The following is a 20,126-nucleotide window of genomic DNA, read 5'->3' on the forward strand; positions in this document are numbered from 1 at the left end:
ATCATGTCGACGTGGCTCCGCAATCTGGTAATGCTGGTGGGGCTGGGTACATGGGTTGGTGTGGTCATCGCCTATCTGGCTCAGGGCAAACTGCCCGACGCGGCGCTGCTCGGTGTACCCGCGTTCCTGGTGCTGGCCCTTGCCCCACCGAAACTGCCCGGCCGCCGCGGCGGCACCGACACCACACCCACCCCCGTTGAGGAGTCCACCTCGTGAGCTACGGCCTGCAAGTCCTGCTGTCCCTCGCGGTCGCAGCCGGCCTCGGCCTGGCCCTGCGACCCCTACTCAACAAGATCGGCGGTGATGATCGGTGAGTCCCGTGGTTCGCGCACTCAACAGTTCGGCGGCCGACACGGCGGTGAAGGTCATCGCGGTGGTGGCGTTGACGCTGTCGGTGTACATCGGTGTGCAGCAGCGGCAGTTCACCCAGTGCCTCGCCGAGTACAACGACGCCAACAACAGGTCGCAGGCGGCCCGGTATGCGGCGGCTGAGCAGGACCGGCGGGCGCAGGACATCCTGTTCCGGTCGATCGCGGAGCAGCCCCGGTCGGGCATTGACGCGTTGCGGCAGTACAACGAGTCACGCGAGCAGGCGAACGCAACTCGGCAGGCGAACCCGTTGCCGGCGCCGCCGTCTCAACGCTGCGGCTGATCGTCGCGCATCCATGCGCCGCCGCGCCGGACCCACCCGTCGGCGTGCCCTCGGCCGTCGATGACGGCGGGCACTTCCTGCCAGTCGCCGTCCCACATCTGTTCGGTGAGCTGCCGTTCGGCGCGCTCCCGGCTGGGGTAGGCACGGGATTCGCGCGCGGTGTCGGAGTCTTCGACCAGCCACCGGCCATCAGCCATCTGCCCGAGCGTGACATGCCGGGCACCGTATCCGGCTGCGTGCCCGTGCTGCCAACGGCGTAGCCGTCGCAGGCCGGCGAGCAGCCACGGGTCTACGCGCTCGCCGTCGTCCGTCATGCCGCCCAGCGTAGGGCGGCTTCCCGTCCACCACTTCGAGATCCCCGGGAGGGGTCATGCCTGACGTCTCAACGCCCACCAAGGGCACCGTGCTTGGCCGCGAGCCCGCCGTGATCATCGGCGGTGTCGTGTCCGTCGCCGCCGTGCTCGTTGCCTTCGGATTCGACTTCCTCACCGCCAAGCAGGCCGGCGCGGTGGAGGCGCTCCTGACTGCGCTGGCTGCGGTGTGGATCGCGGTGAAGGTCCGCCCGGTCGCCCCGACCCTGCTCGTCGGTGTGATCACGACGGGGGCGACGCTACTCGCCGCGTACGGGTACGAGCTGTCCCAGTCGCAGGTGGGGTCGATCGCCGCAGCTTCGGTGGCGCTGCTGACCGCGCTGGTGATCCGCCCGCAGTCGACGCCGAAGGCGGACCCGCGCCCGGATGCGGTGGTCTGATGCAGCGCCCGAGTGTGAACCGTGCGGTCCACTACGTGGCGCGGGGAAGTGCGGACGGCAGGTTCCCGAAGAAGTGCCGGGCCGCCACTGTCACCGAGGTCAGCGACCCGGACGGTGCCGACGCGGACCTGAACCGCGTTGGCCTCATGGTCGCGAACCCGACTGGCCTGTTTTTCTACCCGCTGGCCGACGGCGGCGGATGCAAGCAGGGCCCCGGCTGTCAGGACATCGACCACCCCGACGCGGGCGGCACTTGGCACTGGCCGGACCGCGTCTGACCATCCGCTTCCACGATCTGGCGTCCTGCCTACCTCCCCAGCAGGCGACGCCACCGGCCGCCCTCCCACTCCTTGCCTGCCGTCGTGCGGGCCGGAGCGGGAGGGCGGCCCCTTTTTCGCGTTCAGGGTCGGGGCGGATATCGGTGCCGCAACGTAGACTGTGGGCACCCTTTCGGTGGTGGAGTCGCCAGGTGGACACTCCTGCGTGCGGGCTGAAACAGTGCCCGAGTCAAACCGAGAGCCCTGCGGACGGAGCAACCATTGTCGTCGCGGTAGGCACTACGCAAAGCGCCCCCTGCTTGGCCTTAGGGCCGGGCTGGGGCGCTTTGTTGCGTCTGGGGTCAGAGTTGGGCGGCCAGTTCACCCACCAGGTCGCTGACAACGTCCGCCAGGTCGTCGCCGAACTGCTCGATGGCCTCGTACGTGGTGAAAGTCAGGGTCTCGTCTTTCTTGGTGGCCACGTCGTAGCCGGTCACCTCGGCCGTGAAGGTGATGTTGCCGTCCTGGTCGTCGGTGACGGTGATCGTGATGGTGGAGATCAGCCATCCGGTGGCGTCGATGTCGGTGATCGGGGTGGTGTGGGTGAGGGTTGTCGGGAGGATCGTCAGAGCGGTCATGTCGGGCTCTCCTTCTGAGGGTGGGGGCCGGTTGTCGGGAGCGGGAGAGGTAAGCGGTTTCCTGGCAGCAGGCGGGCGACGTCGGGGGTCAGTTGCCCGGCCCCCGACCTGCGGGGTCAGCTCCAGGTGATGACGTGGTTGGCCTGCCCGCCGAGGGTGACGGCGTAGGCGCGGTCCATGTCGGTGATCGACCATTGGTCAGGCTTGCCGGCGGCGGCGAAGGCGCGGTCGGTGCGGTTGAGGTGCTTGACGCCGGCGGCGATCTGCTCGGGGTTGAGGTCCACCCGATTGACCAGTTCGGCGATCGGCATCCAGACGCCCTGCCCGTTCTGGGTGGTGTAGGTGTCGTAGGCGGTGCGGATCTCGGTGGCGATCGTCTCGGTGTTCATTTTCTGTCTCCTTCTGCCGCTCTCCCTTATATCTAAATTCTACACTGCCCTAGAATCTGTGGCAATAGTCTGGTGTAGAATTCTTCGCATGGACGACCTCACGGACCTCGCGGCCCGCCTCGCCGCCATCCCCCACCTGCCCACACCCCTGAACCAGTACCAAGCCCTCCGCGACCTCGCCCCCCAACTCAAAGCCGCCATCGCCGCAGCCCAAGACCACGCCATCGCCGACGCCCGCGCCACCACCGGCGAACACGAAGTCGCAGAAGCGGCAGGCGTCACCGTCCACGAAGTCCGCCGCCGCATCACCGCCCACCGCCGCCGCAACAACGCACCAACCGTCGACAGTTAGGAATGCGCTTTCCAGGACAGTCCAAAAACAGGCCCGGCCCCACCCCTGGATGAGGTGAGGCCGGCCCGTCGGGTGGCAGATGAAAGCTCAGCGGCCGAACTGTCCCCCAGCGGCAGCCGACGCGAACGCCGCGAACGAGGCCGGGGCGAACGTCAACACCGGACCGCCACGATCCTTCGTGTCCCGCACGTCGACCACCCGGCCGTCACGGACCTCCACACAGTTATCGCAGTTCGGCCCGGACTTGCTGGACTTGAACCACACACCCTTGGGTTGTCTCACGATCTGCTCCCTCAACTTCGCCGACGGTCGGGTTGCCGCCGGACGCATCCACGGGGGTGGAATCGAACGCGCCGAGGAAGAACAAGTCGTAGGCGACGAGCTGACCGAAGGCGTCCGCCCGCAGCCAACACCGGGAGCGGGTGCCGCAGATTGGGCACTTGCCGTACCGCTGCTGATGTTCGGTGAGGGTCCGCCACCACCGGGCGATCTGCTCCCGGGTGGGCGCGCTCACCGGGCACCATCGAGGTTCGCGCGGATCGCCGCCACTGTCACCTGCGCCTCGAAACACCAACCCCCGGCGCAGTCGCCGTCCGGGCCGCACACGTGCCCGTGAAGTGTCGCCCACCCTCCGGTGCTGCGGTGCACGGCCACAGCCCACACCACCTCATCACGGTTCGTCGGATTGGGTTCGATCTCGTGCGCGAGCAGAATCAGTCGGGTGCCGCGCGGCACATCCGCTTCGACGATCACCGGAGCCGCCTCGGATAGCGGTGCCCACGGTTGCGTGCCACCCACGCCGTGCCGGACGCAAACAGGTGCTCGGCGTCCAGGCGGCTGTTCGCGCCCGGCCCTCTCGGCGTCGGATCGGTGCCGCGCACCGCCCTGCCGTTGTGCATCCGCCACACGTTCACGACACGCCCCCTGATGGGTGGGGTGGCGGCCGGTCAGGCTGGGGGGTCTGCCCCGGCCGCCACACCTCGGGTCGGCTACAACCACCCCCGACGACACGTCTGCGGGCGGCTGCGCCATTCGGTCAGCAACATGTACTGACATGTTGATGATGACCGTCAGACCGAGCAAAAGGGAGGTACCCCACGTACCGCTAACCACCCTCAGCAGCCAGAGTGGTACACAGCGTGCGACCTCAAGGCGTGTAGCCGACCACCGACGCGAGATCCGCCAAATCCTCCGTCATGGCCCGGCGCCGCCCGTCAGCGATCGTGTCCACGATGTCCCGCGCGTACCGCTGCTGCCGCAGCCACGCCGGCGCAAGGTGCCGCAACTCCACCAACACGCCCGTCGCGTCCTGGTGCTCGCGGCGCTGCGCATACGCCCACGCCACATCGAGACGGTGCCGCTGCCAACTCGACCCCACCGGTGTTGGCCCCGACGGAACCAGCCGCGCCAAATCCAACACCCGGCCCGGGTCGCCGGCCACCGCCGCGTTCTCCACCCGCGCCATCTGCACCCTGCCCGAGTCGAACCCGCCGACCATCATCAGATGCCCCGCCTCCGGTGCCCGCTCGCCGATCCGAACGGCGGCGGCCTGCGCCGCGTCGACCAGGTCCGCAGCCACATCGGGCTGATTGTCGCGGGCGTACGCGGCGGAACCGGCCACCAGCAGCCACCCCCACGCCGCCAACTGCGCCGGGGTGGCCCGGGAGAACCGGGGCTCCACCTGGTCGGCGGTGGCGGTGGCCAGCTCGGCGGCTTCAGCCAGTCGACCCTGCCGCATCAGCAGCCAGCACATGCCCTGCACGACGGTCGCGGCGACGTCCTCATTGCCGGATTGGCGGGCGGCGTCGAGCGCCCCGGTCAGCGCGGTCTGCGCGAGGTCACCCGCACGCAGTTGGATGAGCAGGTTCCCGGTCAGGTGTTGGGTGCGGGCCAGCAGCGTATACGCGTCCGGACGGTGCCGGTCGTTGGCGATGTCGACGGCGGCGCGCACGTCGGCGAGCAGCGGCGGCAGGACCGACAGCGCCTCGGCGTAGTTGTTGCGCTGGTAGGTGCGGTCGACGGCGCGTAGCCGGCCGGTGAGCACGTCGAGGGTGGGTGGGTCGCCGACCGGCGCGGTGAGCAGTGTGCCGTTGAGTCCGCGTACGGGGGCGACGACGCGGCGGATGGCCGCCAGGGACAGCGGCCGGTGGTCCGGTTCGGCGCGGGCGGCGGCTTCGGCGGCGTCACCCATGAGCGCGGTGGTGGGCACGTTGAGGGCACGGGCGAGCGCGTGGAGGGTGGCGAGGCTGGTTGAGCGGCGCACGTTCTGTTCCAGCTTCCGCACGATTTCGATGCTGAGGTCCGCGCGTTCGGCCAACTGTTGCTGGGTGAGCCGGTTGGCTTTGCGGTGACGCTTCAGTTTCTCGCCGATGGTCTGCTTGGCGGCTTTTCTGCCTGTCATTGGAGGCTCCCGGTAGAGATCGGGGGCGGGCAGTCGGCCTCTACCCCGACGGCCCGCCGAAGTCAACGCTACCCGGGGTCGCGGGCGACTGCCGCCAGCCTCGCCGGGGTTTCACCGCAACTGCCGCCGGTCGAGCGCCGCTGACAGCCGCGCCGCATCCGCCAGGTCGACCATCCCCCACGCGCAGCGTTTGAACGGCCCCAGGTGCCGGGTGATCACCCATGTCACGCCGGGCGTCAACGGGTGCGGCGTTCGCATAACCGCAGGCTAACCCGCCGCAGCCACCATGGCGGGCAGCCACTCGTCGGCGACCGCCCACGCCTCAACCTCGCCCGACCATGCCCGCACCCGCCACCCCGCCAGCCGCCGAAACTCGGGCCAGGCGCGCACCACCAACTGGGCCATCGCCATGTCCGCGGCCTCACCGACGGTGCCGGCGAACGGGTCGGTCAGCGTGTCGGCGATCATCCGGTCACCGTCGGGGCTGAACGCCTCCCACCGCCACGTCGTCACCGGCGGAACCTGCGGCGCCGTCGACGCTTCCCCGGCAGCAGCAAGCCGACCGCGATCGTGGCGACACCAGCCCCGTAGGCGAGGCCATCGCTGGCGGTGGCTATCGGACCGGATGCGGCCTGCCAGCCGACCACGACGGCAATGAGCAGCCACCCGGCCGCCCACGCCGCGACCTTGATCCGCTCCGGTGTCCACTCCCACGCCCAGCCCGCAGCAGCCGTCGGGGGGCTCGCCGCCGTGGCGGTGCGGCGCTGCCGGGGAACACGCGTGCCCCGAACTGGTGGCTGCCAGCCCGGCTCACGGGCCTGCCGCTGAGCCACCGCCTCCCACGGTTTGATCCGCAGCGGATTCCCCATGTTCCACTCGACGTTGTACAGCGGACGTTCCGACTCGATCGCGGCCTTCTCGGCGGCCAGTACAGCCTGCTTACCGGCATACGTGGTCGTGTCGACTTCCCACCGGACGATCGTGTCCGACCACGGCTGGTCGTAGATGTGTTCCATCAGCCGGGTGAACGGCAGCCTGACCGTCTCACCCACATATCCGAGCACGATGCGGCCTGTGGTGGGGTGACGCACCCAGAAGCGGTACAGGGCGCAGTCGCGCTGATCCGTGCCCGACGTCGAAGGCAGGGCGGTCACTGCTCGACGTCCTCAGCCGCCTCAGCAGCCTGCGACAGCAGATCCTCCTGCACGTGCTCCACGATCTGGTAGGAGCCGTGCTTCGGCTTGAACGCGTACTTGTCCTTCTCCACCAGCTCCCGCAGCACCTTCCGCGCCATCGACGTCGAACACTTCACACCCCGCGCCCGCATCGGCTTCAAAGCCTCGTCGATTGCGTCAATGTCCATCGGGCCGCCGTTGGCGAGCAGGATCGACGCCACCGCCTCCTTCGCGCCCTTCACATCCGCGTCACCCGCCGTGGCCGTCTGCACCGCCTCAGCCGTGGCACCGGAGGCCCAATTGCCGGCAGGGCGACCACCCAACTGCTTGCCCGCCTCAGCCCACGCCACCCATTCCGGGCCGAACGCCTCCAACGTCTCCGGCGGCAGCACCGCCGGGAAGCCGATCGGCTCGTTGTTGTCGTCGAAGAGCAGGTCATACACGTTGACCGAGGCGTCCTCGTCTGACGGGATGTACGACTGCCGGGCGTGCATCGTGTGCTGCTCGCCGTCGGCCACCAGGCACATGCCGGGCAGCTTCGGGAGTTGCCGCGGATCGGCGGTCAGGGTGCCGCCGGTGACGACGGAGGTAAGGGCGTCGGTGGTGCGGCCGTACAGTGCGTACCCGCCGGCCAGCATGTCCCGGAACCCCCGCGACCCGGTGTCCCCGAGGGTGCCCATGTGTGTGCCGACGACGACACGGATACCGCAGGCACGCATCTTGCGGGCCAACAGTTCCAGCGGGCCGATGAACTCTTTGTCCTTGGCGATCTCGTGGAACTCGTCGATCGTCCACGACAGGATCGGGCCGTGGACGCGCGGATCCCAACTGATGCCGCCCTCGCGCTGGCGGCCCTTCTTGTCGGTCCACTGGTGCGAGGCCAGCATGTCGTAGCGGCGGTTCATCTCCCGGATGAGGGCGTCCCGCATGATGTACGCGTCTTCGACAGTCGACCCGGCGGCGTGCACCGCCCGCCGGAACTCCCCGTACGACTCGAACTGCTTGAAGTCGTGCAGGAAGCTCGCGTACAGGCCGCGCTTCTCGCCCGTCTCGGGGTCGGTGTACGCGAAGTAGCGTTCAATGACGAGTTGCTTGCGCAGGTTCTCCGACTTACCTGAGCCGGTGGTGCCGGTGACGATTTTCGGCGGGGCACCCCACCCGTACTTGTAGAACGGCTCGTACATGGGGCTGCCGTCGATGTAGTAACCCGTTAGGGCGACACCCTTGTCGACGTCGATCGACTCCGGCCCCGCCCACACCTTCGCCTGAGCGAGCGGCGGGTTCGGCTGCACCAGCATCAGCACATCGTTCGGATCGTCCTGCTCCACGAAGTTGAAGTACTTGCGGTTGACGCCGAACGTGCCGGCGATGACCCGCAGCCGGCCCTTCGCGGACTGGTCAGTGAGCATGTCAATGGCGACCGCGCCCGGCTTGGTGGCGCGGATGATGATCCCCCACCCGCCGACCACCTTGCGGTACGACTCGGGCAGCAGGATCGTGTTCGGTACCGCCCCATTCGGGTCGTCCGCAACCCACCGTGCCGCCGCGCGGATTCCCGGCGGGGTGCTCGGCGCCGCAGGTTCCTCGGCGGGGGTCTCCGCAACGGTCGGTGTGGTTGCGCGGTGGCCGTCCACGTACGCCCGGTAGGGGCGGGAGCACACCACACCCAGGCCGGCGAGGGCAGCTATGCCGACCACGGCCCGACCGGACGTGGTCGTCCAGTCCACCAGATCGGCGATGCGCTCCCACCCGACAGCAGCGCCCGTCACGTAGGCGGCGATCCGGGCGCGGCGGTCGATCTTCCGCCGCCGCCTCACCCCCGCCACCTGGTCGTCCGGGTCGAACCCGGGCTTCTTCGCCTCCACACGGAACAGCCACCAGCGGGTCAGCCACCACGACGACCACACCACCGCTGGCATGGCTGCGAACTCGGCGGCGTCACCCCACCACGGCAGGTCCGCGACGTCATCCACCGCGCCAACCACACCGACGGCAGCCGTGGCCGCAGCGACCCGCAGGCGCTCATCGGCGGCTTTGAGTACCTGCCCCCACGGTGCCGTGCCACGGGGCTTCGATTCCTCGTCGGCGGTCATCTCGCAGCCGTGGTCGGGGCAGAATTGGGTCTTGGCTCCGGGAAGCAGCCACATCGTCCGATCGCAGGGCAGCACTTTCTTGATCGGCGGCAGTCCGTTCTCCGGATCAACCACTGTCTCGATCTTTCCCCGAGAGCAGGTGTACCTCTCATGAGCGGTGCGCCGATTGTCGGCGTCAACCGGGACCGGATAATGAGTGGCTTGCGGCACGCTGCGCGCATCCAACCACACCTTCGCCCAACCAGCGGCACCCTCTGGCGGCGGCACACGCCCACCAACAGCGAACCCCGAACGGTTCGGCAGTGGGGTCGGCCTCACCTCAGTCTTCAACGTCACGGTCGTCATCTCCCCTCAAGGCCGAACCTCCGGCGTTCACGGCACGGGCCGGGCCGCAGCCCAGCCCGCACCGATGGCGTCGGAAGCTCAGTGCTCCGCCAACGCGTTCGGGTCGATGCCCGTCTCCTGCACACCGGCCGCCAGCTCCCCGTACTGCGACTTGATGTGCTGCAACGAGCCCTGCACACCCTCAATAGACGCCGCCAGCTCCGCCTTCCACTGCTGATTCCGGTCGGCCGCGGCCTCGACGTGTTCCTGCACCTCGGCGATCGTCCCGGCGGTCAGCGTGGACGTCGCCTCGGCGGAACCCTGGGTGGAGTCCGCCCCAAACCGGCTGACCTCCATCCCCTCGGCGAGAGGCGCGAGGGCGTTGACAACCTCCCCCCGGATGCCGTCCATGGCCTCCACAGCGGCCAGCACCGCGGCGGCGTGCTGCTCGAAGGCGACGGCCTGCGCGTACTGCTCCCGCAGGGTTTCGAGGGCGCGCTCGTGCTCGGCGACGGCAGTGTTGTAGTCGACCAGGTCGACGGTTCCTGTGCTCATGGTGGTTCCTCCATTACTGGTGTTGCTCGAATCGTTGGTGGTGCTGGTCTTCGACGCGCTCATGGCCGCGTTCGCCCGAGCCCGCGCTTGCCGCAGCCGGTTCGCGGCAGCCTGCTGGTGCACACACGGCGGCTTCGCGCCGCGCCGCTGACCGCACGAGTTGCAGCCCGGCGCACGGTCGGCAAGCGCAACGATCTCGTTGATGGCTTCCGGATGGATGTTCGGGAACTTCCGGTACATCGCCTCATGGGCGTCGTCCATGTTCCGTGCGCGCCGCATCTGGTCCGGGTCCGCCTCGGCGAGTGCCGCCAGGGCCATCTGGACCATCAGGTCGTGATTCGGCATCCACGTACCGTTCAGCGGCTCGGTCTTGGTGGCGTCGGCGGCGGCCTGGTCGTACACGTGCTGCGGGTAGGTGTCACCGAACATGCCCCGCAGGTCCCGGGCGGTCTGCGTCTCACCGAGGGCGCCGCTGCGACCCTCGGCCCGGTTGAGCCGGTACAGGTCGGTGGCCTGCTCGGCGACCCGCTGCGGCACGTGGTGGCCCCCATCGGAGCGTCGGGCTGTCTCGCACGTCGACTCCGCCGGGTGCGACCATGACCCGTCGCGTTCGGTGAGGCTGTCCCCGCACACGGGGCAAGCGGTACGCGGACCGTCAGCGGCGGGTGCGGGCGGCGGGCTGGCCGGCGGTGGCATGACCCCCGACGACTGACGGTTCTCCCCCACCGGGTCGATCAGCAGCCGCCCCGCCTGCTTAATCCGACCGGTGTAGCCGGTCTTTGCCCGCTGGGCGTCGACCTTGCCCTCGACCGCACGGTCCATCCGCGACGGGGCGGGACGCTTCCCGTCCGGGCCGACCTGCGGGCGGGCAGCGCGCTTCGCCTTCCGCTTCTCCAACTGGTCTTCCCACACGCCGTGGTACACGTCGCCCAGGTACGCGGCCATACCCGGCCGGTACTGACCGGTGCCACCCGCCTTCCGGTTTCGGGCCGACCGGGTGGCCTGCCACGCCTTCGACATGGCCTCACGGCGCGACTGCGACTTGGCGGCCTTACGGTCACGCTGCTTGTCGATCAGCGACCATTCGCCGGCCTTCGACGCCCGCAACGTGGTCACCAGGTCGCCGGCAGTCTCCGCGCCGACCTTCACCCACAGGGCGAGGATCATCGCCCCGAGCATCATCTCGATCATCGGATACCGATCCGCGACGACGGAGACGTCCGCGAAGCCACCAGGAACGAGATGACAACAGCGGCGAGGGCCAGGCCGACGGTGCTAGTCGCCACCCAGTCGCCCATGTGACCCGACGCCCAATCCCACAGCCGGTTGAGCTGCCGGTCGATCCACGCGGGGAACGGTCCGCCGATCTTGACGATCAGCGATGGGAGCACGAATGCGCCCACGTACGCGTACATGTCGGGAAGGCGGTTCTTGGCGCAGTCGATGCAAATCAGCACGAACGCGCCGAGCGCGGCGATGATCAGCACAGCGGAGGCGAGTCCTTCGCCCACCAGGCCGGTGCCGCCGATGATCGCAACGAAGAACCCGACCCAGGCAAGAAGTTTCATCATGATTCGGCCCTCCTCAAGGGGCTAGTGGGTGGCGACGGCGATGCCGACGACCGTGGCGGTGACAGCCAGGGGGCCGCGCACCGGATGGATCAGAAAGAACTTGGCCGAGTCGCACGCCGACGCCGACGCAACGGCAACGGGCTTCCACACCCGGCACCACGCCCGGTACGTCGGCGAGTCGATCGGGGAGGCGTCCGCGTAGTTGGTGTTCCACACCTGCCGGACCGTCTGTGACCGCTCGTTCAGCAGGAACGAATCGGCCGCGTCGAGGTACACGACCTCCACCGCAGACCGAAAACCACGCCGCGCGCGGCCCGCCACAGCACGCGCCTTGTGACTACGCGGAGTAGCAGCTACCATCGCGCGCACACGCGTGCGACGTGCAGGCGGGCTGTCGACCCCCGCAGATGCACTGCCATGTGGCAGTGCCACAACACGTTCCGTCATCGCCGTCATCGGACACCTCCCGCCTCATCGGCCATCGCGATCAGCTCAGCGACCGCCTCGTTCGTCTTGTCTTCGGGCTGCCGGGCCAACGTCGCCCGCAGGTAGTCGATCGCCTCGTTGAGCCGCTGCCTCACGGTCGACGCGGCGGCGATCCGACCCGTGTAGTGCTCCCGGCGACGCGCAGCCGTGGCGCGCTGTTTGCGCTGCTCCCGGACCTGTTCGGCACTGGGAAGGTTGAGCATCAGGCACCCACCGGGATGCTGAACTGGAACATCCACTCCCGCTGCACGTGCTCGCCACGCACCTCGTGCACGTCGAAGTGGTATAGGTGCGCCTCGCGTCGGCTGCGTCCGTCGCGCTCGGCGGCGGCGTACAGGTGCCGGGTGAGCAGGTCTTTCGTGCCGTCGGGGTCGGCGAGGTCGAGGGGTTCCAGCAGGCGCTGCGCGGTGCGGACCGGCCGGTCCCCCTTGAACACTCGCAGCTCGTAAAACTTCGACGGCATCTGACTGTCTCCTTCGGTGTTTGCGCAGGTCAGGTGGTGATTTGCATCAGCGCGTAGCCGGCGGCACCGGCGACCGCGTTCGCGGCGGCGAACACGCCCAACACTTTGCTGAGGCTGGTGTCGCCCTTGCTGACGGTGTGAACGGCGTGGCGGGGCGCAGGCGCAGCGGCGGGCGTTGCGGTGGCCGCGCGTCGGATGACGGCGGGCAGGGTCTCAATGGTCATCGGGTTCCTCCTCCGGTTCGGTGATCAGGTGGGGCATCGTCTTCGGGTACTCCGGTCACAGCGACCGCAGATAGGCGAGCGCGTCCCGGCGAATCTCATCCGGCATGTGCGACGGATCGAGCAATCTCCGCCCCCTCTCCACTCGCGTTCTCTGCGGGCATCTCCGCGCTCTCCGCCGTCGACCGCCTCGCGGCGCTCCGCAGGCGCTCCGCCTCGTCGGTGCGGTGGAACTCCGCGAGCGCGGCGAGGAGACGGGGGATGCGCCCGAAGCCCGCACCGGTGACGCTGCGAACCTCGTCCTGCTTCCAGACGCGGCCCGGGTTCATGTCGGCGGAGAACAGCGCCTGAACTGCCTCGTCGTCGCTCATCCGCGCCGCGTTCGACGGGGCGGTGTTCTTCTCCGCAGCCTTGCTCCGCTGCCCGGCGGCGGACTTCCTCCGCTCTCCGGTGCGGTATTCGGTGAGGTTCACCGTGCTCACCTCCGCCCGAATGCGAGCTTCGTTCTCCGCCATCTGGGCGCGGAGCCGGTTCGTCGTGTCGGCGAGTTCAGCGGTGTGCTTCTCCGCCGCGTCGGTGAGAGCCGACCGGAGAGCCGCCGCCGTCTTCTCCGCCCGGTCAGCGGAGAGCCGGGCGGTATGCGCATCCGACTGCGCGTCGGCGAGCTTGCCGGCGAGAACCGCGGCTTCCTGCTTCGCGGCGATCCACTGCTGCTCCATCCGGTCGAGTCGGGCGGCGGTGTGCGCCAGCTCCGCCTGCGCAGCGGTGACCCGACGGTCGGCGATGCTCTCCGTGCGGTGCACGGTCGCGGCGGCGTCGGTTCGCGCCTTCTCTGCCTGGCGGAGCGCGTCAGCCGCCCTGCCGTCGGCGGTGGCCTTCTCCGACAGGGCGCGAGCGGCGTTGCGGGCCTGATCCTCCGCGCGCTGCACCGCCGCTTCGGCGCGGGTCTGTTCGGCAGCGAAGTCGGCGGCCACCTTGTCGAGGCGCGCGGCCATCTCCGCCGTCTCCGCCCGATGGACGGTGAGGGTGGCGGTGAGCTTCCGGACCGCCGGGACCTTCACCAGCCAGGCGGGCGCGTCAACGAGCCGGGTTTGCCGGTCGGTGTCGAACTGGGCGACCCGCTTCGCGCGGCGAACCGTGTTCAGGTGGGCGACCGCATGATTGACAGAACCCCACCACCGCTTCTGCCCATCAGAAGGGTTCGCGGCGAGCGGCGTCGGCGGGTAGTTCCGCCACGCGATCCACGCGCACACCGTGTTCGACGGCCACGTGATCCACCGCAGCCCGAACTTGGGGTTGACCCGCTGGATGTAGGCGGTGCCCTCGGTGAACTGGTCCAGGAACTCGTGGAAGATCAGCATCCCGAGGACGGACAGCAGCGCGAGGTAGCCGCCGCCGAGCTTCGACCCGCCGTTGGACACCTCGTGCCCGTAATTGATGAGCGCAGACGCGGCGGCGGTGGCCATGACAACCCGGTTGGCGCGCTCCGGGGAGCGGCTGGCGCTGACCGCACGGAACGCCAGGAAACCGAAGCTGATGGCGATGCCGTCGAGGGTCAGCGGGACCAGGTATTCCCAGCCGTCTTTCCACTTGAGGGTGTCGGTGCCGAACCCGGCGAGGCCACGGAAGGAGCCGGCGAGGACAGCGAGCCAGAAGAACGCGGCGGGCACCATCGCGGCCACGAACAGGGCGGTTCCCTTGCGGGTGGTGTTGCTGCCACTGGCCCGCTGCCCGGCCTTGTAGGACTGGGCGCGCGCCCAGGGCAGGGACACGAGGGTGAAGAGGGTGAGTGCGGCGAGGGTGATCGCCCAGGTGCTGCTGGGGATGGTGTCGGTCCAGGCGGTGATGTGGCCGAGCCAGCCGTTCGCCTCCGGCGCCGGGGTGCTGGGCACGGTCGTGGAGACCGACTCCCCCGGGTCGGGAATGAACGTGGCGGCGTTGGCGATCACCGGCGGCACCTCCTCTGGTTGGCGTTTCGGCTGTTCGCGTTCCGGGCTTTCCTGTGTCAGACTTGCGAACAGTTAGACCAGTGCGAACAGATTGAACACTAGCACGATCGAAGCGGAAGGGCATCAATGGCCACGGCGGTGATCGCGAACACCTGGAACAGTGGGTACGCTCACCGCAAATTCCAGCGGCTGAGAGCAGTGGTGATGGGGGACGAGCAGCGGGCCAAGCACCCAGAGGACGAGGTCGCCGACCTTGAACGCCGGGCACGCGCCGGTGAGTGGTTGAAAACCGGTTCCGTTGCCACGCTGCTCGGCATGGGCCGCACGAAGGTCCACACGCTGGTGAAGTCGGGCGTCATCGGGCACCGCAAGATCCCCGGCGCACCGCAGAAGCCGCAGCGCGAATGCAACCCGGTTGACGTGCTCCGGCTATTCGACGAGCGGCGCCGCGCCTTCCGCGGCGACTCCGAAGATCCGACCTGACGCACTCCCCCACCTCCCGATGACCGCCTGCCGCGTTCATGACCCCAGCGTGTTCCGCCGCGCAGCCGCATGGAACGGCTCCTATCCGGCCGCGACTGGGCTGCCGCTGGGCGTCGCCACACCACGGCCCATACGCTGACCAGTGGAAGCCGTACCGATGCGCACCCAGGGGCGGGCACCATGAGTCAGGCAGCACCACCGAACCGGCTCCGTGAGCTACGCGAAGCCGCCGGCATGTCTCAGCAGGAAGTCGCCGACGCCATCACCACCCGCTCCGGCGGACAGGTATCGACGACGGCGGGGACGGTGTCGCGGTGGGAGCGCGGTGTGGCTCCGCTGCCACTGTTTCGGCGTGCGCTGGCGGACGTGTTCGGGGTGAAGGTCGCCCAGCTCGGGATTCCGTCGGCGCCGCTTCCCCGTCAGCGGTCGAGCGCAGAGGACGAGTGGTTCATGGGCGATGAGCAGGATCCCCGGGTGCAGGCGTCGCAGGATGAGTGGCGTCGGGTGCGCCGCCTGTTGAACGCCAACCGGCACGCGTTGGCGCAGACGTCCGCCGGTTTGTACGGGTCGACCGCGGTCACCTCCACGGGCCTGATCGCCGGTCCGGGATGGATTCCCGACGCGCCCGTCGACCTGGCGGACGTCACGATCGCGGAACTACCGGATGCGGCGCCACCCCTGTGTGACGGCTCGGAGCGTGAGGCGGCCCGGGTGTTGCCGGACGAGACGCTGATGCGCACGTATCCGAGGTACACGCGGGCGATCCGGGATCTGATGCCACCGCGGCTGTTCGAGGACCGGCACGCGTGGCGGCTGTTGGACGTCGACTGGTCGCAGCAACGAATCGGGTTCGGCGACACCACGTACTTCGGGTGCGCCGACGTTTTCGAGGCGGTCGCCCACGAGCTGGCGTACGTGGCCCTGGACGCGGACGGCTTGCCGGCGTCGGCACCAGCGTTGCGGGATTTGCCGTACCGGCGGCTGGTGGGTTCCCCGTTCGACTTGTCGCGTCGCCCGGTCATGCCCGCGATCTCCACGCTGACGATCCGCCGGGATGGGGACCGGGCCGAGTTCCTGATGCACCGGCGTGATCCTCGGGCTGTCACTGCCGCCGGCGGCATGTTGCAGGTCATTCCGTCGGGGATTTTCCAACCGTCGTCGCTGCTGCCTGCCGCGCGTGCCGCCGACTTCGACTTGTGGCGCAACATCCAACGCGAGTTCTCGGAGGAACTGTTGGGGTTGGCGGAGGCGGACGGGCACGGCCAACCGGTCGACTACGGATCGGGTCCGTTCGCGGTGCTGGATGAGGCGCGGGCGTCGGGTCGGTTGCGGGTGCACTGCCTGGGGGTGGCGTTGGATGCGCTGACCCTCGTCGGCGAGATCCTGACCGTGCTTGTTGTGGATGCCGACGTGTTCGACTCCCTCGCTGCTGACTTCGTTGATCGCAACGATGAGGGCCAGGTGGTGGCCGAGCGGTTCCCGTTCACAGAGGACGGGGTGCGGTCGCTGTTGGACTCGGGGAAGGTCGCGCCTGCCGGGGCCGGGTGCCTTGAACTGGCGTGGCAGTGGCGACACGTGCTGCTGCCGAGCGACGGGAGCAGCTAAGGCGTCCGGCGGCGACGCAACTCGCGCTGCGCCTGAGCCCGCGCGCACTCTCGCGAGCAGTAGACCACTCCGTTTGCACGATGCTGCCCGTACTTGGCGCGACCCCGCTGCCGAATGAACGCCCTTCCGCAGTTTTGGTTGGCGCAGCGCTTCAGTGAGACTTCCTCTGACATATAGTTGTATATCTGCACGAATACGTTGGTATTGATTGTGCCCAGGACGGGCATGTCTGATTCGAAATCAGCGCTGATTCGGACGCTCATCGGCCGAAGGGCAGCGTTCATCGTCAAAACAAGGTCGTCGATGTCAATCGGAACCTGGTGGTCGATCAGTCCGACATCTTCCGTCTTGGCAAACGCCAGGGCTTCGAGCCCGCATGGATGGCGAGACACGAGCCAGATGCGCACGCTCTGCTGAGCGTTAGATAGCCATGCCTTGACAACGTCGCGGTGGAAACCGCCACCGCCGTGAAGTACCGTCATCCGTGGCAGCGGCAAGCTGGCCGCAGGTTCGCTGCCACGGATAAGCGGCGGATCGGCTGGAACTCTTGCGATGTCGAAGGCGGTCATAAACGGCAGGTCATCCCGCTGCAACGACATCAGGCGTCCGTACTGACGCATCCACTCGGCAACGACGTGGAGGTCGTCCGGATCCGCCTCCAGGAACTCTCGGATGCAGAAGTCGACCGGCAGGTGCACCGGCTCGTCTTCGTCGGGCCAGCCACTCTGCTCTGGCCACCGAATCCAATCGCCGTCGACCACCACGTCCTGAACCGGCCAGAGCGGGAACGGATCCACCAGACCGCCCGGCCACAGCGTGGGACGAAATTGGTACGGGTCTGGGACTAGGTCCATGGGTGCCATTCTCCTACCGTGTAGTACGTCGGGCAGTGTCGAACGTACTACACGGTAGGTGTGAAGATGACGATGGGCAACGGCAGTAACCAATGGGCAGCGCGCAAGGCCGTCGGCGACGACCACGAACACCGCATCGCTCGTGAGCTGGAGCTACGACTGTGGACCGTTGCCCCTTACGGGCAAGGCGTGCTGCCCGAGTCGATCCGGCGGGCGCTCGGCACCACCGATTCGCAGATGCGATGGGATCCCGACCTTGTGGCCTGCCAGGGCTCTACGCTGGTACTGATCGACGGGAAGTGCTCCATGCGGGGCGAGGCCGCCCACACCTTCACGGTGTCCCGAAAGGCGCTGCGGGCGCACGTGCGGATGTGGGCCGAGCGGGACCTGCCGATCTACTACGTGTTCGCCAACATGGGGGTCGCGACTCCGGCGGAGGTGTTGCAGTTCTGCCGCCTGCCGTCGGTGGGTGAGGCTGGCGGTTACGTGTCCTTCCCCGCCGGGATGCCACGGCCATTCGACGAAGTGTTCGGCCCGCCTCCAGGCGAGCAGTGGGGACAGTGGCCACAGGCGGCTTGATCCGATCCACGCGGCCAGTGACACCCACTGCCGCCCTAGACTGGACGCCTTCCGAAGTACCGCTGGTGAGCGAAGCCCCGGACCGGTGACGGCCGGGGCTTCGTCGTGTCAGGTGCGGGCGGGGTCAGATCGTCTCGACGTTCACGACGTCGGCGAGGCGGAAGTAGCCGGCACCGGGGCGGCGGCGGGGTCCGTTGTCGATGGTCAGGGTCACGTCCGTGTCGCTGACGTCGGCGAGGGTGCCGGTGTGGTGCGCGGTCTGGTTGTCGCCGTAGCGGACGGTGAGTCGGGTGGGGGTGCCGATGGCGGGCAGGGTGAGCGTGGTGTCGGCCATTGCTGCCTCCGGGGTTGTTGTCGCGTTGACATGGACAACGTTAAGCCGGTCCGGAGTTGCTTGTCAAGCCCAACAGGACAACGTATCTTGAGTGGCATGGAAGGCTTCCTCACCAGCGACGAACTCGCGGCCCGCCTCGGCATCCAGCGCAGCAGCGTGCACCGCTACCGCACACGTGGCGACATTCCTGAGCCCGACCAATACGTGGGTCGAACCCCGCTATGGGCGGTGGCGAGCGTGGACGCCTGGCTCAGGGAGCGGCCGGGCCACGGTTGGCGCAAAGGCAAGACGCGACAACCATCGGGCGAGCCGCCTCAGCCTGCTTGACGGTGGGGACGTGCTGCTCAGCGGCCAACTCTCAACTCTGGGTTGAAGGTTGCCGGGATGTCGAACCTTGGCAGACGGCCGGGGCTTTCTTTGCCAACACGGCGAGGGTCACCCTTGGCAAGCCGAGCCGAATGCCAAATCGAGTTGCTGCCCGGGGATGCACGAAGGGCCCCGCTCGTGGCGAGGCCCTAAGGCGTTGCGGAGCGCACATCCCGGGAGCGCCCTGCACATCGATCATACCGGCCGTCAGATCAGGCATCGGCCCAGGTCAGCAAGATCCGGACACAAGGTAGGATCAAGGACGACAAATAAAAGCGGGTCCGGAATCGCAGCGTTGGAGCGCTGGCCGGACCCTTGATCGCCCCGTGGAGGCGACCCGATGCTCAAGGTACAAGTCTACCTTGCCCGCACGTCTGTGCGACCCGGTGGTGTGCGATGACCGCCACCTCTCCCCCGGACCTACACGTCCGGCTCCCCGTTGAACTGCTCGACCTCGTTGCGGCCGGCAAACTGACCGTCAATGCCGCCTACCTCTACGCGCTGCTGTTGACGCACATCAACTATCAGCGGGGCGGCGCACACGTATGGCCGTCCCGGTCCAACCTGGCGAAGCGGATGAGCCTCAAGAACGCCCGCGCGGTTGACCGGTACATCGCGGAGTTGATCGGCAACGGGTTGGTTGAGAAAGAGTGCCGCCGCAACGAGCTACGCAACGTTAACGACACCAACCGGTACACGCTGCTGCTCGTGTCTTGGCCGGAGAAGAACAGCGCCAGGGGTAGTGCTCCACAGCACACCACCCCTGGTATGCCAGAGCACACCACCCTAGTGAGCCAGAGCGCACACGAACTAGAAGAACCACAACTAGATCAAGGTGAACTAGATCGACCCTGCACAGAAGAGAATCGCTCCCCCTCCACTCGCTTCGCTCCCTCCGGGGCGGGTGACTTCGATTCACAACCTGCTGCCGTTGACGATCAACCTTCGATCCCGCAGCAACGAGGCAACTGGTACCTCAACGACCGCGACGACTTCCGAGCCACCCTCGGCGAACGGATCATGTCGCAGGGCGTCAAGAACTGGAACCGAGGCACATTCCCCACCAACGCTGTCTACGACGCACTGCGCCAACGGCAAGAGAACCCGATCGACCGCCCAGGGAGCTATGTCGCGTCGCTGCTCGACAAGCAAGGTGGGGACGCGTTGGACAACTGGCTGCTGCGCGAGGGGTTCAGCCTGCCGGAGCAGGCAGGATGAAGGCATGACCCGAGTGAATTTTGATGGCACCGTCTACACGCCCACGCCGCACCATCCACGCGACCGGCTCAACGACCTTGCCGCCGCGTTCGAGTCCCGGTTCGAAGCTGGCACTCTTCGCTCGATGCTCACCGATGCCACCAACCTCCCCGGCGAGGCGTGGGATGAGGTGCGGGACGCGCTGCGGGATGCGGTCACTGCCGCCGAGGCACCAGAACCGCCGCGACCAGAGCCGATCGGCACGCCGGTCCCGGAGGGCACGCGAGTGCTTCTGTACTCGGACCCCGGCGAAACAGAGCCTGCGGCCGTCGTGACTGCCGACGCGGATGGTCTGGTGCGCCTACCCGACGGGGAGCCGATGGTTTACCTCAAGGTCGACCGGCCTGGGTGACGCCTGCCGCCAGCGAGCT

General features: G+C 68.2%; 30 protein-coding genes. 11 read left to right on the forward strand and 19 right to left on the reverse strand.

The window, feature by feature from the left end; all coding sequences use genetic code 11:
* The first annotated feature begins 3 nt into the window (after positions 1-3).
* Both ABZU91_RS05490 and ABZU91_RS05495 read left to right on the forward strand, forming a co-directional pair.
* Positions 4-216 (forward strand): hypothetical protein, encoded by a 213-nt coding sequence (locus tag ABZU91_RS05490; RefSeq protein ID WP_355234286.1) that lies wholly within the window; start codon positions 4-6, stop codon positions 214-216.
* Positions 217-310: 94 nt separating this feature from the next.
* Positions 311-652 carry a hypothetical protein gene (locus ABZU91_RS05495; RefSeq protein ID WP_355234289.1) on the forward strand — a complete coding sequence of 114 codons (342 nt, stop codon included), beginning with the start codon at positions 311-313 and terminating at the stop codon, positions 650-652.
* Here the strand turns inward: ABZU91_RS05495 and ABZU91_RS05500 are convergent.
* A complete protein-coding gene (locus tag ABZU91_RS05500) occupies positions 637-966 on the reverse strand; it encodes a hypothetical protein (protein ID WP_355234292.1) in 330 nt (109 codons plus the stop codon). The two genes, ABZU91_RS05495 and ABZU91_RS05500, sit on opposite strands and share 16 nt — an antisense overlap.
* A 56-nt stretch (positions 967-1,022) precedes the next feature.
* Here ABZU91_RS05500 and ABZU91_RS05505 point away from each other — a divergent pair, with 56 nt between their 5' ends.
* Together ABZU91_RS05505 and ABZU91_RS05510 are read left to right on the forward strand one after the other, a co-directional pair.
* Entirely contained in the window at positions 1,023-1,403 is a 381-nt protein-coding gene (locus ABZU91_RS05505; protein ID WP_355234295.1) for a hypothetical protein, read from the forward strand.
* Complete coding sequence (locus ABZU91_RS05510) at positions 1,403-1,681, forward strand: hypothetical protein (protein ID WP_355234298.1); 279 nt, start codon at positions 1,403-1,405, stop codon at positions 1,679-1,681. The genes ABZU91_RS05505 and ABZU91_RS05510 overlap by 1 nt, the downstream gene beginning before the upstream one ends.
* Before the next feature lie 341 nt (positions 1,682-2,022).
* Here ABZU91_RS05510 and ABZU91_RS05515 read toward each other — a convergent pair whose 3' ends face one another.
* Both ABZU91_RS05515 and ABZU91_RS05520 read right to left on the reverse strand, forming a co-directional pair.
* Entirely contained in the window at positions 2,023-2,298 is a 276-nt protein-coding gene (locus ABZU91_RS05515) for a hypothetical protein (RefSeq protein ID WP_355234300.1), read from the reverse strand.
* A 116-nt stretch (positions 2,299-2,414) separates the two neighbouring features.
* Positions 2,415-2,687, reverse strand: coding sequence for a hypothetical protein (locus ABZU91_RS05520; RefSeq protein ID WP_355234303.1), 273 nt, complete (start codon positions 2,685-2,687; stop codon positions 2,415-2,417).
* A gap of 88 nt (positions 2,688-2,775) precedes the next feature.
* Here ABZU91_RS05520 and ABZU91_RS05525 point away from each other — a divergent pair, with 88 nt between their 5' ends.
* The gene (locus ABZU91_RS05525) at positions 2,776-3,039 is read left to right on the forward strand and encodes a hypothetical protein (RefSeq protein ID WP_355234306.1); all 264 of its coding nucleotides are present in this window, start codon (positions 2,776-2,778) and stop codon (positions 3,037-3,039) included.
* Positions 3,040-3,126: 87 nt separating this feature from the next.
* Here the strand turns inward: ABZU91_RS05525 and ABZU91_RS05530 are convergent, their stop codons facing one another.
* The 14 genes from ABZU91_RS05530 to ABZU91_RS05595 form a co-directional block, all read right to left on the reverse strand.
* Positions 3,127-3,321, reverse strand: a complete 195-nt coding sequence (locus ABZU91_RS05530) for a DUF397 domain-containing protein (protein WP_355234309.1) — start codon at positions 3,319-3,321, stop codon at positions 3,127-3,129.
* A gap of 228 nt (positions 3,322-3,549) precedes the next feature.
* Positions 3,550-3,792, reverse strand: coding sequence for a hypothetical protein (locus tag ABZU91_RS05535; protein ID WP_355234312.1), 243 nt, complete (start codon positions 3,790-3,792; stop codon positions 3,550-3,552).
* A gap of 394 nt (positions 3,793-4,186) precedes the next feature.
* Positions 4,187-5,440, reverse strand: a complete 1,254-nt coding sequence (locus tag ABZU91_RS05540) for a helix-turn-helix transcriptional regulator (RefSeq protein WP_355234315.1) — start codon at positions 5,438-5,440, stop codon at positions 4,187-4,189.
* Between the two features lie 111 nt (positions 5,441-5,551).
* A complete protein-coding gene (locus ABZU91_RS05545) occupies positions 5,552-5,698 on the reverse strand; it encodes a hypothetical protein (RefSeq protein WP_355234318.1) in 147 nt (48 codons plus the stop codon).
* 9 nt (positions 5,699-5,707) lie between these two features.
* Positions 5,708-5,953, reverse strand: a complete 246-nt coding sequence (locus tag ABZU91_RS05550) for a hypothetical protein (protein WP_355234321.1) — start codon at positions 5,951-5,953, stop codon at positions 5,708-5,710.
* Positions 5,950-6,594 (reverse strand): hypothetical protein, encoded by a 645-nt coding sequence (locus tag ABZU91_RS05555; protein ID WP_355234324.1) that lies wholly within the window; start codon positions 6,592-6,594, stop codon positions 5,950-5,952. The genes ABZU91_RS05550 and ABZU91_RS05555 overlap by 4 nt, the downstream gene beginning before the upstream one ends.
* Positions 6,591-8,822 (reverse strand): hypothetical protein, encoded by a 2,232-nt coding sequence (locus tag ABZU91_RS05560; protein WP_355234327.1) that lies wholly within the window; start codon positions 8,820-8,822, stop codon positions 6,591-6,593. Before ABZU91_RS05560 ends, ABZU91_RS05555 begins: the two co-directional genes overlap by 4 nt.
* Positions 8,823-9,131: 309 nt before the next feature.
* Positions 9,132-10,778 carry a hypothetical protein gene (locus tag ABZU91_RS05565; protein WP_355234331.1) on the reverse strand — a complete coding sequence of 549 codons (1,647 nt, stop codon included), beginning with the start codon at positions 10,776-10,778 and terminating at the stop codon, positions 9,132-9,134.
* Positions 10,775-11,158 (reverse strand): hypothetical protein, encoded by a 384-nt coding sequence (locus ABZU91_RS05570; RefSeq protein ID WP_355234334.1) that lies wholly within the window; start codon positions 11,156-11,158, stop codon positions 10,775-10,777. Before ABZU91_RS05570 ends, ABZU91_RS05565 begins: the two co-directional genes overlap by 4 nt.
* A gap of 21 nt (positions 11,159-11,179) precedes the next feature.
* On the reverse strand, positions 11,180-11,443 hold the full coding sequence (locus ABZU91_RS05575) for a hypothetical protein (RefSeq protein WP_355234337.1): 264 nt from the start codon (positions 11,441-11,443) through the stop codon (positions 11,180-11,182).
* 167 nt (positions 11,444-11,610) lie between these two features.
* Positions 11,611-11,847: a hypothetical protein gene (locus ABZU91_RS05580; RefSeq protein ID WP_355234340.1), complete on the reverse strand. Its 237-nt coding sequence runs from the start codon at positions 11,845-11,847 to the stop codon at positions 11,611-11,613.
* Positions 11,847-12,107, reverse strand: a complete 261-nt coding sequence (locus ABZU91_RS05585; protein ID WP_355234343.1) for a hypothetical protein — start codon at positions 12,105-12,107, stop codon at positions 11,847-11,849. Before ABZU91_RS05585 ends, ABZU91_RS05580 begins: the two co-directional genes overlap by 1 nt.
* A gap of 29 nt (positions 12,108-12,136) precedes the next feature.
* The gene (locus ABZU91_RS05590) at positions 12,137-12,331 is read right to left on the reverse strand and encodes a hypothetical protein (protein WP_355234346.1); all 195 of its coding nucleotides are present in this window, start codon (positions 12,329-12,331) and stop codon (positions 12,137-12,139) included.
* Between the two features lie 95 nt (positions 12,332-12,426).
* Positions 12,427-14,277: a DUF2637 domain-containing protein gene (locus tag ABZU91_RS05595; RefSeq protein WP_355234349.1), complete on the reverse strand. Its 1,851-nt coding sequence runs from the start codon at positions 14,275-14,277 to the stop codon at positions 12,427-12,429.
* A 126-nt stretch (positions 14,278-14,403) separates the two neighbouring features.
* On the opposite strand from ABZU91_RS05595, the gene ABZU91_RS05600 reads away from it, so the two are divergent.
* Together ABZU91_RS05600 and ABZU91_RS05605 are read left to right on the forward strand one after the other, a co-directional pair.
* Complete coding sequence (locus ABZU91_RS05600; protein WP_355234351.1) at positions 14,404-14,760, forward strand: hypothetical protein; 357 nt, start codon at positions 14,404-14,406, stop codon at positions 14,758-14,760.
* 180 nt (positions 14,761-14,940) lie between these two features.
* A complete protein-coding gene (locus tag ABZU91_RS05605; RefSeq protein ID WP_355234354.1) occupies positions 14,941-16,365 on the forward strand; it encodes a helix-turn-helix transcriptional regulator in 1,425 nt (474 codons plus the stop codon).
* On the opposite strand, the gene ABZU91_RS05610 is transcribed toward ABZU91_RS05605, so the two are convergent.
* The gene (locus ABZU91_RS05610; RefSeq protein ID WP_355234356.1) at positions 16,362-17,228 is read right to left on the reverse strand and encodes a hypothetical protein; all 867 of its coding nucleotides are present in this window, start codon (positions 17,226-17,228) and stop codon (positions 16,362-16,364) included. The genes ABZU91_RS05605 and ABZU91_RS05610 overlap by 4 nt on opposite strands.
* 57 nt (positions 17,229-17,285) lie before the next feature.
* On the opposite strand from ABZU91_RS05610, the gene ABZU91_RS05615 reads away from it, so the two are divergent.
* A complete protein-coding gene (locus ABZU91_RS05615; protein ID WP_355234358.1) occupies positions 17,286-17,798 on the forward strand; it encodes a hypothetical protein in 513 nt (170 codons plus the stop codon).
* Between the two features lie 124 nt (positions 17,799-17,922).
* Here the strand turns inward: ABZU91_RS05615 and ABZU91_RS05620 are convergent, their stop codons facing one another.
* The gene (locus ABZU91_RS05620; protein ID WP_355234361.1) at positions 17,923-18,132 is read right to left on the reverse strand and encodes a hypothetical protein; all 210 of its coding nucleotides are present in this window, start codon (positions 18,130-18,132) and stop codon (positions 17,923-17,925) included.
* A gap of 96 nt (positions 18,133-18,228) precedes the next feature.
* Here ABZU91_RS05620 and ABZU91_RS05625 point away from each other — a divergent pair, with 96 nt between their 5' ends.
* From ABZU91_RS05625 to ABZU91_RS05635, 3 genes are all read left to right on the forward strand, one after another.
* Entirely contained in the window at positions 18,229-18,459 is a 231-nt protein-coding gene (locus ABZU91_RS05625) for a helix-turn-helix domain-containing protein (RefSeq protein WP_355234364.1), read from the forward strand.
* A 435-nt stretch (positions 18,460-18,894) separates the two neighbouring features.
* Complete coding sequence (locus ABZU91_RS05630; protein WP_355234367.1) at positions 18,895-19,716, forward strand: hypothetical protein; 822 nt, start codon at positions 18,895-18,897, stop codon at positions 19,714-19,716.
* Between the two features lie 4 nt (positions 19,717-19,720).
* The gene (locus ABZU91_RS05635) at positions 19,721-20,107 is read left to right on the forward strand and encodes a hypothetical protein (RefSeq protein WP_355234370.1); all 387 of its coding nucleotides are present in this window, start codon (positions 19,721-19,723) and stop codon (positions 20,105-20,107) included.
* Positions 20,108-20,126 lie beyond the last annotated feature (19 nt).

Source organism: Micromonospora sp. NPDC005174 (assembly GCF_040608495.1).
Classification (GTDB): Bacteria; Actinomycetota; Actinomycetes; order Mycobacteriales; family Micromonosporaceae; genus Micromonospora.

What these genes read in the sequence shown, in the direction of transcription:
- ABZU91_RS05490 (WP_355234286.1), top strand. Translation starts at nt 4, where the DNA reads ATGTCGACGTGGCTCCGCAATCTGGTAATGCTGGTGGGGCTGGGTACA.
- ABZU91_RS05500 (WP_355234292.1), bottom strand. Translation starts at nt 966, where the DNA reads ATGACGGACGACGGCGAGCGCGTAGACCCGTGGCTGCTCGCCGGCCTG.
- ABZU91_RS05505 (WP_355234295.1), top strand. Translation starts at nt 1,023, where the DNA reads ATGCCTGACGTCTCAACGCCCACCAAGGGCACCGTGCTTGGCCGCGAG.
- ABZU91_RS05510 (WP_355234298.1), top strand. Translation starts at nt 1,403, where the DNA reads ATGCAGCGCCCGAGTGTGAACCGTGCGGTCCACTACGTGGCGCGGGGA.
- ABZU91_RS05515 (WP_355234300.1), bottom strand. Translation starts at nt 2,298, where the DNA reads ATGACCGCTCTGACGATCCTCCCGACAACCCTCACCCACACCACCCCG.
- ABZU91_RS05520 (WP_355234303.1), bottom strand. Translation starts at nt 2,687, where the DNA reads ATGAACACCGAGACGATCGCCACCGAGATCCGCACCGCCTACGACACC.
- ABZU91_RS05525 (WP_355234306.1), top strand. Translation starts at nt 2,776, where the DNA reads ATGGACGACCTCACGGACCTCGCGGCCCGCCTCGCCGCCATCCCCCAC.
- ABZU91_RS05540 (WP_355234315.1), bottom strand. Translation starts at nt 5,440, where the DNA reads ATGACAGGCAGAAAAGCCGCCAAGCAGACCATCGGCGAGAAACTGAAG.
- ABZU91_RS05545 (WP_355234318.1), bottom strand. Translation starts at nt 5,698, where the DNA reads ATGCGAACGCCGCACCCGTTGACGCCCGGCGTGACATGGGTGATCACC.
- ABZU91_RS05565 (WP_355234331.1), bottom strand. Translation starts at nt 10,778, where the DNA reads ATGATCGAGATGATGCTCGGGGCGATGATCCTCGCCCTGTGGGTGAAG.
- ABZU91_RS05570 (WP_355234334.1), bottom strand. Translation starts at nt 11,158, where the DNA reads ATGATGAAACTTCTTGCCTGGGTCGGGTTCTTCGTTGCGATCATCGGC.
- ABZU91_RS05580 (WP_355234340.1), bottom strand. Translation starts at nt 11,847, where the DNA reads ATGCTCAACCTTCCCAGTGCCGAACAGGTCCGGGAGCAGCGCAAACAG.
- ABZU91_RS05585 (WP_355234343.1), bottom strand. Translation starts at nt 12,107, where the DNA reads ATGCCGTCGAAGTTTTACGAGCTGCGAGTGTTCAAGGGGGACCGGCCG.
- ABZU91_RS05590 (WP_355234346.1), bottom strand. Translation starts at nt 12,331, where the DNA reads ATGACCATTGAGACCCTGCCCGCCGTCATCCGACGCGCGGCCACCGCA.
- ABZU91_RS05600 (WP_355234351.1), top strand. Translation starts at nt 14,404, where the DNA reads ATGGCCACGGCGGTGATCGCGAACACCTGGAACAGTGGGTACGCTCAC.
- ABZU91_RS05605 (WP_355234354.1), top strand. Translation starts at nt 14,941, where the DNA reads ATGAGTCAGGCAGCACCACCGAACCGGCTCCGTGAGCTACGCGAAGCC.
- ABZU91_RS05610 (WP_355234356.1), bottom strand. Translation starts at nt 17,228, where the DNA reads ATGGCACCCATGGACCTAGTCCCAGACCCGTACCAATTTCGTCCCACG.
- ABZU91_RS05615 (WP_355234358.1), top strand. Translation starts at nt 17,286, where the DNA reads ATGACGATGGGCAACGGCAGTAACCAATGGGCAGCGCGCAAGGCCGTC.
- ABZU91_RS05620 (WP_355234361.1), bottom strand. Translation starts at nt 18,132, where the DNA reads ATGGCCGACACCACGCTCACCCTGCCCGCCATCGGCACCCCCACCCGA.
- ABZU91_RS05625 (WP_355234364.1), top strand. Translation starts at nt 18,229, where the DNA reads ATGGAAGGCTTCCTCACCAGCGACGAACTCGCGGCCCGCCTCGGCATC.
- ABZU91_RS05630 (WP_355234367.1), top strand. Translation starts at nt 18,895, where the DNA reads ATGACCGCCACCTCTCCCCCGGACCTACACGTCCGGCTCCCCGTTGAA.
- ABZU91_RS05635 (WP_355234370.1), top strand. Translation starts at nt 19,721, where the DNA reads ATGACCCGAGTGAATTTTGATGGCACCGTCTACACGCCCACGCCGCAC.